The organism is Arthrobacter sp. H-02-3 (genome assembly GCF_003097355.1).
GTDB lineage: Bacteria > Actinomycetota > Actinomycetes > Actinomycetales > Micrococcaceae > Arthrobacter > Arthrobacter humicola.
Window position 1 is genome coordinate 1 of record NZ_PYUI01000039.1, and the last position, 10,060, is coordinate 10,060.

Consider the following 10,060-nt stretch of genomic DNA (forward strand, 5'->3'; position numbering starts at 1 on the left):
CCGCCGCCCAGGCGCCGGCAGCCCCCGCCGCCCAGGCCCCGGCTGCTCCCTCGACGGGCGTCAAGCCCGGTGCGCGTCCGGCCCCCAAGGCTGAAACCCCGGCTGCTCCGGCACGCCAGGGCGGTTCCGCACCGCGTCCGGGCGGTCCCCGTCCCGGCAACAACCCCTTCGCCACGTCCCAGGGCATGCCCCGAGGCCGCGGCGGCGATAGCGAACGTCCCTCGCGTCCGGGCAACAACCCGTTCGCCCCGTCCCAGGGCATGCCGCGTCCGGGCGGAAGCCGCACCGAGGGCGAACGCCCCGGCGGCCCGCGCCCCGCAGCAGGTGCTGGCGGCCCCCGTCCGGGTGGTCCCCGTCCGGCAGCCGGCGCAGGCGGCCCCCGCCCCGGCGCCCCGCGTCCGGCTGGCGCTCCCGGCGCTGGTCGTCCGGCAGGAGCCGGCGGAAACCGTCCGACTCCGGGCATGATGCCTAACCGCACCGAACGTCCCGCACCCGCAGGTGCAGGCCGTCCCGGTGGCGGCGGCCGTGGTCCGGGCCGTCCGGGTGGCGCTCCGGGTACCGGTGCTCCCGGTGCCGGTGGCGGCGCTCCGGCCGGTGGTGGCTTTGGTAAGGGCGGTCGCGGTCGCGGCGGCACCCAGGGCGCCTTCGGTAAGGGCGGCGCAGGCCGTGGCAAGCAGCGCAAGTCGAAGCGTGCCAAGCGTCAGGAACTGGAGCAGATGAGTGCTCCGTCGCTGGGCGGCGTAAGCGTGCCCCGCGGCGACGGCAACACCGTAGTCCGGCTCCGCCGTGGCTCGTCCATCACGGACTTTGCCGACAAGATCGAGGCAAACCCCGCAGCACTGGTGACCGTTCTGTTCCACCTCGGCGAAATGGCCACGGCCACGCAGTCGCTGGATGAAGAGACGTTTGCCCTGCTGGGTGAGGAACTTGGCTACAAGCTGCAGGTTGTTTCGCCGGAGGACGAGGAGCGCGAGCTGCTCTCCACCTTCGACATCGACTTCGAAGCCGAGCTCGAAGCCGAAGGCGACGAAGACCTCGAGGCACGTCCTCCGGTCGTCACCGTCATGGGTCACGTTGACCACGGTAAGACCCGACTGCTCGATGCCATCCGCAAGTCCGACGTCATGGCGGGCGAGCACGGCGGCATCACGCAGCACATCGGTGCTTACCAGGTCACGCACAACCACGAAGGCCTCGATCGCAAGATCACCTTCATCGATACTCCGGGCCACGAGGCGTTCACCGCCATGCGTGCCCGTGGTGCGAAGGTCACCGACATCGCCATCCTGGTGGTCGCAGCGGACGACGGCGTTATGCCCCAGACCGTTGAAGCCCTCAACCACGCCCAGGCGGCCAACGTGCCGATCGTCGTGGCCGTGAACAAGATCGACAAGGAAGGCGCCAACCCGGACAAGGTCCGCGGCCAGCTGACCGAGTACGGCCTGGTTCCGGAAGAATACGGTGGCGACACCATGTTCGTTGAGGTCTCTGCCCGCCAGAACCTCAACATCGACGAGCTCCTCGGCGCCGTCCTGCTCACCGCAGACGCTGCCCTGGACATGCGCGCCAACCCGAACAAGGACGCCCGCGGTATCGCGATCGAAGCCAACCTGGACAAGGGCCGCGGTTCCGTGGCCACCGTCCTGGTTCAGTCCGGTACCCTGCACGTCGGCGACACCATCGTGGCAGGCACGGCCCACGGCCGCGTCCGTGCGATGTTCGACGACGACGGCAGCGCCCTGACCGAGGCCGGCCCGTCCCGCCCCGTGCAGGTGCTGGGTCTGTCCAACGTCCCGCGTGCCGGTGACACCTTCTTCGTGACCGCTGACGAGCGCACCGCCCGCCAGATCGCCGAGAAGCGTGAAGCCGCTGACCGCAACGCCGCCCTGGCCAAGCGCCGCAAGCGCATCAGCCTGGAAGACTTCGACCAGGCCGTCGCCGAAGGCAAGATCGACACCCTCAACCTCATCCTCAAGGGTGACGTGTCCGGTGCCGTGGAAGCCCTCGAAGACGCGCTGCTCAAGATCGACGTCGGAGAGGGTGTCCAGCTCCGCGTCATCCACCGCGGTGTTGGTGCGATCACGCAGAACGACGTCAACCTGGCAACGGTCGACAGCGCCGTCATCATCGGCTTCAACGTCAAGCCCGCCGAGCGTGTTGCAGAACTGGCAGACCGCGAAGGCGTGGACATGCGCTTCTACTCCGTCATCTACGCAGCAATCGATGACATTGAGGCAGCCCTCAAGGGCATGCTCAAGCCGGAGTACGAAGAGGTCCAGCTTGGCACCGCCGAGGTTCGCGAAGTGTTCCGTTCTTCCAAGTTCGGCAACATTGCAGGCTCGATCGTCCGCTCCGGTGTTATCCGGCGCAACGCCAAGGCCCGTATCACCCGCGACGGCAAGATCATCGGCGACAACCTCACCGTTGAGACGCTCAAGCGCTTCAAGGACGACGCCACCGAGGTCCGCACGGACTTCGAGTGTGGTATCGGTCTTGGCTCGTACAACGACATCAACGAAGGTGACATCATCGAGACCTTCGAGATGCGCGAGAAGCCGCGCGTCTAGAGTGTCCTAGCAGTTATGGCGGGGAGCCTCCGAGTTTTGGGGGCGCCCGCCCAAGGGGCGGGGCCGTTGGATTCTTCCGGCGGCCCCGCCCCTTCGCCGGACGGTTTTCGATCTTCGATCGCAAACCGTCCGGCTCCGGCAGGCCCGATGCCACTCCCAGGCCGCCGGAAGAATCCAACGGGAGTCCGTCGTAGACTCGCCTTAGGCGCGTGGCAACAAACCCAACGTGTGTACGCCAGCACTTAGCGCGCCGTCGTACATCCAAATCTTTTAGGAGTGGAAATGGCTGATCCCGCACGGGCTGCCAAGTTGGCGCAGCGGATTAAGGTTGTCGTTGCTGAGGCCCTGGGCCGGCGGGTGAAGGATCCTCGCCTTGAGGGCGTCACCGTGACCGATTCGCGGGTGACCAACGACCTGCAGCACGCCACCGTCTACTACACGGTGTTCGGTGACGAAGTGGCCCAGGCTGATGCTGCCAAGGGGCTCGAGAAGGCCAAGGGTGTGCTGCGTCAGGAAGTCGGGCGGAACATCACCGTGCGCCTGACTCCGACGCTCGAATTCGTGGCGGACCAGATTCCGGTCAACGCCTCGAACCTGGAGGAACTGCTCCGGGCGGCGAAGAAGCGCGACGCCGAGGTGGCGGCGCTGGCCGAAGGCGCCAAGCACGCCGGGGACGCCGATCCTTACAAGTCCGACACCCCGGAGGACGTAGAGCTGGATGAGGACGACTTCGATGAAGAGGACCTGGATCTGATCGACAAAGACCAGATCGACGAGGACCGCAACAAGTAGTACCGCCCTCAACAACGGTGGCCGGACCCGCAAGGGTCCGGCCACGGCTGTTTCCGCTGGCGTTCCGGTTTCCTGGTTCCGGCTGCGGGGGCCGGCCGCGGGACCTTTGACTCTACGCCCGTTCAGGGGCGGGGAGTCCCATGGAATCATGACTGCGGGTATGCGGGAAGGCGACGGCGCGTCGTGGAATCCAGCCTGATGAAGTGCCCGCACTGCGGGAAAACCAACCGGATTCCTGCTGTGGCTGCCGGGCATCCGCGTTGCGGCAACTGCCGCCGGGACCTTCCGTGGATTGTCGCGGCGGGCGACGCCGACTTCCCCCTGGTCGCGGAGAAGTCCTCCGTGCCGGCTCTAGTCGACTTCTGGGCGGCCTGGTGCGGGCCGTGCCGCATGGTCAGCCCGGTGCTGGACAAGCTGGCGCTGGAACGCGCCGGGGAGTTCAAGCTCGTGAAGGTCGACGTCGACACCTCTCCGGGGCTGTCCAAGCGGTTCGATATCCAGGCGATTCCAACGTTGCTTGTCATCAAGAACGGCGCGGTGGCAGCCCGCCAGGCGGGAGCGCCGCCGGCCGCGGCCCTCCGCAGCTGGCTCGACGCCGCGCTGTCCGCAGCCCCGAGGTGACCGTCCGGTCCGCATTACCCGGCCCGTATTACCTGGCCGCGTTGTACAGCCCGCACAGCGCGTTGATATGGAGGAAGAAATGACCGAGATCCTGCGTTACGAAGTCGGGTCGGGGACAGTGCTGGTGGAGGTCGAGGACAACAGCTTCGGCGTGGAGCGGCCTTCCCGCAACGAGCAGGGGATCCTCGACGCCGGTCGGCGCCTCGAGGACGCACTCTCGGCAGTCCGGCCGGCGGCCAACGCTGCCGCCGAGGTGATGAAGGAACTTGGTCCGGAACACCTGGAACTCCAGTTCGGCGTGAAGCTGGCGGGCGAGGCCGGAGCCATCATCGCCAAGAATTCCGCCGAAGCGCACTTCGTTATCCGGATGTCATTCACCAAGGCTCCCGTGGCGGCTTTAGCACCGGAGGAAGAGATCATGCTCTGATTCCCCGTCCGTGGGCCGCGGGGTAGCCGGCCTAGCGTCGCCGGGAACGCCCCCGGGCTCCCAGGCCGCCGCCCAGCACGGGAGATCCCATGCCCAGGAGGTAACCGAAGTCGTACCAGTTCCCCGCGCGGGCGGAGTTGTAGAAGGGGAACTCATTCCAAAACCCGAAGACATGGGCGATCAGGACGATCCATGCCGTCAGCCCGTTCCAAAAACCCCACAGCAGGTCTTGCCACCACACGATGTACTCCCTTGGCCGGAATCCACAGCGCCCGGACGAACCAGGACAACCCGAAACAAAGTCGGCCGCGCGGGCTCGGGGCGCCGTGTGCTCAGGCTATGGCGCCGGCAGTTCCAGCGATAGGGTCTGTGGACCCGGCAGCTCCGCCGGATGGGCCCGCTGCGGCCCGGCGTGCGGGGAGGCGTCCGAGGCCCTCCACGAGGTCGGCCTGGCTGCCGCAGAGCGCAATGCGGATCCAGCCCTCGCCGATCGAACCAAACGCCGTGCCGGGGGCGAAGGCCACACCGTGGTCCGCCAGGAAGCGGCGCGTCCACGCCCGGACGTCCCCGCCGCTGACGTGGGACACATCCGCCCACAGATAGAACGCGCCCTGCGCCGTGAGGTACGGGATGCCATGGGAGTGCAGCACCACCGAGGCCGCATCGCGGTTGGCCCGGTAGTGGGCGCGCGCGTGGCTGACATAGTCCTGGGGACCGGTCAGCGCCGCCAGCGCGGCGTACTGCGACGGCGACGCCACGCAGGACACGATCGCCTCCATGACATTGTTCATCTTCTGCTCGAGCCCCGGCGGGCAGATCAGCGCGCCGATGCGGAGCCCCGTCAGCCCATAGGTTTTGGACAGTGTGAGCGAGGTGAACACCCGCGCTTCCCCCGGTACCTCACTGTCGAACCTGGCCGGACTGACGTGCGGGACATCGTACGTGAACGCCTCGTAGCATTCGTCCGAGATGATCCACAGATCGTGCCGTCTCGCCAGCTCCACGAGGCGACGCGTCAGGTCCTCGCCCAGGACAGCGCCGAGCGGGTTGGACGGAGAATTCAGGATCAGCACTCTAGTCCGCGGCGTGATGAGGGCCTCGATGTCCTCGATCCGCGGCTGGAAGTCGTGCTCCGGATAGAGCGGATACCGGACGGGGACGGCGTGCAGGAGGCTGCTGGTCATCACGAAGGTCGGATAGCCAGGGTTGGGAATGAGGATTTCGTCGCCGGGGGAGAGCAGCAGGCTCATGGCAAAGTGCAGGCCCTGCTGGGCGCCGTCGACCACGTACACGCGGTCCGCGCCGACCGGCGTCGCGTTGTGTTCGCGGAACCGCGCGGCGAAGGCCTCGCGCAGGGCCGGGATCCCGGCGTTGGGCGTGTAGTTGGTCTCGTCCCGCTCGAGGCATGCCATTCCGGCTTCGAGGACGTGGCGGGGGACGGCGAAACCTGGCTCGCCGATACTCAACACGATCGCACCGGGCGTTCCCCAGGCGGCTTCGGTGATCTCCCGAATCTGGTTGATCGGGACCTCGCGGACATGTGCGGCAAGCTCGGGCATGTCTGCCATCCTAACGGGCGGCCCTCGCGATGGGGTGCTTAGGCCGGGCGCCGGTCCGCGGCCGGTCCGTGGGCGGTGGGGCACGGCTGGCCCGCATATACTGGGAGGCGTGCTTTCTGGACTGGTGATAGTGGACAAGCCGCAAGGCTGGACCAGCCACGATGTGGTTGGACGGATGCGGCGTATCGCCGGTACCCGGAAGGTCGGCCACGCCGGGACACTGGATCCGATGGCCACCGGCGTTCTTGTGGTCGGCATCAACAAGGCCACCCGGCTGCTGACCTACATCGTAGGCACGTCCAAGACTTACACCGCCACCATCAGGCTGGGCGAATCCACCGTGACGGACGACGCCGAAGGTGAAGTCACTGCCACCCGCACCACCACCGGGATCACCGAAGACGCCATCCGCGCCGGCGTCGCCGCACTGACCGGAGAGATCCAACAGGTTCCCAGCAGCGTCAGTGCCATCAAGGTCAACGGCGAACGCGCCTACGCGCGAGTCCGTTCCGGTGAAGAGGTCAAGCTGGCAGCCCGGCCCGTGACGATCCACCGCTTTGAGGTGCACGAGATCCGCCGCGTCCGCGCGGGGGAGGCGGGGGAGACTGCCGGTGAGGCAGTGGATGTGGATGTCACGGTGGAGTGCTCCTCCGGAACCTACATCCGCGCCCTGGCCCGCGATCTCGGCGAGGCTCTCGGCGTCGGGGGTCACCTGACGGCGCTCCGCAGGACCCAAGTGGGTCCCTACACGCTTGACCAGGCGCACACGCTCGAAGAACTGGCGGAGAAGCTGGACGTCCTGGAGATGTCGGACGCGGCCCGGGCGCTTATGCCGAACCGTGAACTCAGCGAGGCCGAAACCACCGAGATTTCCTTCGGACGCAGGATCGCCGCCGGAACCGGTGCCGGCACACCGGACGCGGCGACCGCCGACAAACCGGCAGCGGCGTTCGCGCCTGACGGAACACTCGTGGCCCTCCTGGCCGACGCCGGAAGCTACGCGAAGCCGGTGCTGGTGTTCGCTCCGGACAATGAAAAGCACGGCAACGCCAAACAGGGCAACGGCAAGCAGGCCGGCCAGTAGTGGACGCGTATTTTTACATCATCCTGGTGGTAGGCCTGCTGTCGACCATCATCTGCGTGACCGCAGGCCTCCTGAAAAAGGCGCCCAACGACACCACGATCCTGTCGGTGGCCGCCGTCGAGCTTTCCCTCCTGGTCTATCTGGTCGGGTCGATTGTCCGGGTGGCCAGCGGGGAGCGGATCGCGGGGGAGCCGTGGGAGTTCTGGGGCTATATGGCGACGGCGCTGCTCCTCCCGATCGGTGCCGTGTACTGGGCCATTCTGGAGCGGACCCGCTGGAGCAACTTCGTGCTGGCCGCCGTCGGCGTCACCGCCGTGGTGATGGCCGCCCGCATGAACCAGATCTGGTACTGACATGGAAGAGGCAGAAAACGTGAGTGCAAAATCCTCGCAGGACGGAACCGGCACCCCGGAGGTGTCCTCCCGGATGACCGGGCAGGCGGACGCTGCACCGGCGTCGACCGATACCCGCAACACCGGACCCGGCCGCCTGCTGATTGCCGTCTACGCCGTCTTCGCCATATCTGCAACGGCCCGGGCCGGCTACCAGATTCTGACGAAGTTCTCCGAGGCGCCTCTGGCGTACCTGTTGTCCGCTTTCGCCGCGGTGGTCTACGTTGTGGCGACGGTGTCCCTCGCGAGGCCGGGCCGCACCGCCTTCAAAGTCTCCGTGGTCGCGGTTCTGGTGGAACTCGTCGGCGTCTTGGTAGTGGGTGCACTGAGCGTGTTCGACTCGGTGAACTTCCCGCACGAGACAGTCTGGTCCTTGTTCGGCCGCGGCTACGGGTTCATTCCGCTCCTGCTGCCGATCTTGGGGCTCATCTGGCTGTACCGGCGGCGGCCTGCTGCTCGGAAGGCTTAGAGCGGGCTGCGTCCCGGGCGGATTGGGCCGGCCGCGGTTTTCCGGCGTGGCACGCGTTGACGAGCGTGGACCGTACGTTATGCCCGGAGGGTGATGCGTGGATCCTCCGCGAGCCGGCTTCGTAGCCCGGGCCAGGCTGCCGCAAAGCCCGGGTGCAGTTCCTTGCCGGCGACGGCGTCAATCCCCACCCATTGCAGTTCGAGGCTTTCCGGGTCACTGATCTTGGCCTCGAAGGGCTGCAGCGCTTCGGCAACGACCGTGGTGTACGTCCAATAACCGACGTCGAACACCGACGTGAAGAGGACGCGGACGTTCTCCGGGGGCACGGCCGCTTCTTCCTGAGCTTCCCGTAAGGCCCCGTGGATGGCCTCTTCCCCTTGGTGCAGCGCGCCGCCGGGGAGTCCCCAAGTGCCGCCCTGATCGCTCCAAAGGGCGCGGTGCTGGAGCAGGACGCCCTTGGCGGGGTCGTGGACCAGGAGCCCAGCGGAACCGAACCGTCCCCAGAACCGGCCGCGGTCGCCCTCCACCCAGGCATCACCCGGATCGCGGGGACCCAAGGGGCGGCGAGGCTCGCCCGATACGGGCCCTACGAATGGTGAATCCCCGGGTTGGGGTACGACTGTGCTGTCCATCCCTACAGCTTGCCACGTGCCGCTTCCTAGGACCGCGGGAAGCGTACGCAGTGTTACGGGATGTTGGTGAGGGTGGCTGGGTTCCGCTGCTGGTCCGGGCAGCTGGGTGCTGCTGGGTGCTGCTGGGTGAGTGCTGAGGGTGGGTGCTGGGCCCAGGGCTCAGATGGGAAGTCACTGACACGGGCGTGGGGATCGTGGATCTCAGCCCGCAGTTCAGCCCTTGTCCTGAGGATCTCGCACCGAAGGCGTTGGCCCGAAAACCTGCAGCAAACCTTGCGGTAACCGCTGGCCAAGTCCTTGTTGAACCCCTCGACCAAGCCCCGTAGACAAACCCCTTGGAGGGCGTCACAAGACGCGGCAGCAAGTCAGTCAATACTGTCGGACCCCTCTGGGATCGTTGAGACATGAAAGCCGTTGGAGCGTTCATCCCGGAGCGGGCCCCGTGGGCCGGCCCGGTCACGTCCACGCGGCGTCCCCGCCTGGCCGGCGTTGGTGGCCGGGGTGGCAGCCGGATGCGGCGCCACGTCGGTGCGGAACCGGTTCGGTCTTTTTTGTCGGACCCCTCTGGGATCGTTGAGACATGGAAGGCGTTGGAGCGTTCATCCCGGAGCGGGCCCCGTGGGCCGGCCCGGTCGCGTCCTCGCGGCGTTCCCGCCCGGCCGGCGCGGCCGGGGAGTCTGAAGCATCACACGTCGGTGGCGCAGACCATGCCGGGAACGGTACTTTGGGCGGCGCCGCGACTGCTGCCGCCAACGGCGCTGCGGGCCATGGTGCCGGCGGCGCGGTGGAAGCGGCGTTGGCGTTGCTGCGGTCCTTGGGCCCGGCGGCCGCCGAGGCGGCCCGGTTCTCCCTGGTCGATGCCGCGGACTTCGCCGGCCGTGTGGAGGAACTCTCCCGGACGGTCGAATACTTCCAACTCATCGCCGCCGCCGCGGTGGACCGGACCCGCAAACAAACAACCTGGACCCGGCCGGCGCCGGCGGGCCGGGCCGCCGAGACCGCGCCGGCGGGCTGGCTCACCGGCTGGACACAACACACCCCCGCCGGAACCGACGCCGGATCTGACGGCGAATCCGGGGCCGGGACTGACGTGGATTTCGACGGCGGATCTGAGGTGGGGACGCACGGCTGGACGGCATTTGACCGTAGCGGCAGGCCGGCCGGCGTGTGCGCCGCGGCCGACGACGGCTACAAGAATGCCACCGAGTTCCTGCGGGCACGGCTGCGGATCAGCGCCCCCGAAGCCCGGCGCCGGCTGACCCAGGCCGCGGACCTGCTGCCCCGCCAGGGACTCACCGGAGCACCGGTGCCGGCCGTGCACGAGGAACTCGGCGCCGCCGTCGCGGCCGGGCAGATCGCGTCCCGAACCGCGACCATCATCACCACCGCACTGGACCGGGTCCGGCACCTGTGCCCGCCCGGGACCGCCGCCGCGATGGAACACGCCCTGACCCTGACCGCGATCGAGAACGACCCCGATTTCCTGACCCGGATCGCCCGGCGCTGGACCGACGCCC

At 67.7% G+C, this 10,060-nt stretch carries 11 protein-coding genes; 8 read left to right on the forward strand and 3 right to left on the reverse strand.

All coding sequences use genetic code 11. The annotated features are described in order from the left end of the window. From infB to C9424_RS21185, 4 genes are all read left to right on the forward strand, one after another. A partial coding sequence (gene infB, locus C9424_RS21170) for a translation initiation factor IF-2 (RefSeq protein ID WP_116768801.1) occupies positions 1-2,567 on the forward strand: 2,567 nt, incomplete at its 5' end. Between the two features lie 282 nt (positions 2,568-2,849). Further along, positions 2,850-3,359, forward strand: coding sequence for a 30S ribosome-binding factor RbfA (rbfA, locus tag C9424_RS21175; RefSeq protein WP_091249753.1), 510 nt, complete (start codon positions 2,850-2,852; stop codon positions 3,357-3,359). A gap of 198 nt (positions 3,360-3,557) precedes the next feature. Next, positions 3,558-3,980, forward strand: coding sequence for a thioredoxin (gene trxA, locus C9424_RS21180; RefSeq protein ID WP_425547160.1), 423 nt, complete (start codon positions 3,558-3,560; stop codon positions 3,978-3,980). Between the two features lie 79 nt (positions 3,981-4,059). After that, positions 4,060-4,407 (forward strand): CU044_2847 family protein, encoded by a 348-nt coding sequence (locus C9424_RS21185; protein ID WP_116768803.1) that lies wholly within the window; start codon positions 4,060-4,062, stop codon positions 4,405-4,407. Between the two features lie 31 nt (positions 4,408-4,438). Here the strand turns inward: C9424_RS21185 and C9424_RS21190 are convergent, their stop codons facing one another. Together C9424_RS21190 and C9424_RS21195 are read right to left on the reverse strand one after the other, a co-directional pair. Further along, entirely contained in the window at positions 4,439-4,648 is a 210-nt protein-coding gene (locus C9424_RS21190) for a hypothetical protein (RefSeq protein ID WP_091249763.1), read from the reverse strand. Positions 4,649-4,739: 91 nt separating this feature from the next. Beyond that, complete coding sequence (locus C9424_RS21195) at positions 4,740-5,966, reverse strand: pyridoxal phosphate-dependent aminotransferase (RefSeq protein ID WP_116768804.1); 1,227 nt, start codon at positions 5,964-5,966, stop codon at positions 4,740-4,742. A 109-nt stretch (positions 5,967-6,075) separates the two neighbouring features. Between C9424_RS21195 and truB the strand changes: the two genes are divergently transcribed. From truB to C9424_RS21210, 3 genes are all read left to right on the forward strand, one after another. Further along, on the forward strand, positions 6,076-7,050 hold the full coding sequence (gene truB / locus C9424_RS21200; protein ID WP_116768805.1) for a tRNA pseudouridine(55) synthase TruB: 975 nt from the start codon (positions 6,076-6,078) through the stop codon (positions 7,048-7,050). Beyond that, positions 7,050-7,403 (forward strand): hypothetical protein, encoded by a 354-nt coding sequence (locus C9424_RS21205; protein WP_116768806.1) that lies wholly within the window; start codon positions 7,050-7,052, stop codon positions 7,401-7,403. Before truB ends, C9424_RS21205 begins: the two co-directional genes overlap by 1 nt. A 73-nt stretch (positions 7,404-7,476) precedes the next feature. Next, complete coding sequence (locus C9424_RS21210; protein WP_116768809.1) at positions 7,477-7,911, forward strand: hypothetical protein; 435 nt, start codon at positions 7,477-7,479, stop codon at positions 7,909-7,911. Positions 7,912-7,988: 77 nt separating this feature from the next. On the opposite strand, the gene C9424_RS21215 is transcribed toward C9424_RS21210, so the two are convergent. Beyond that, positions 7,989-8,543 (reverse strand): NUDIX domain-containing protein, encoded by a 555-nt coding sequence (locus tag C9424_RS21215; RefSeq protein WP_116768807.1) that lies wholly within the window; start codon positions 8,541-8,543, stop codon positions 7,989-7,991. A gap of 580 nt (positions 8,544-9,123) precedes the next feature. Here C9424_RS21215 and C9424_RS21220 point away from each other — a divergent pair. Further along, a partial coding sequence (locus C9424_RS21220) for a DUF222 domain-containing protein (protein WP_116768808.1) occupies positions 9,124-10,060 on the forward strand: 937 nt, incomplete at its 3' end.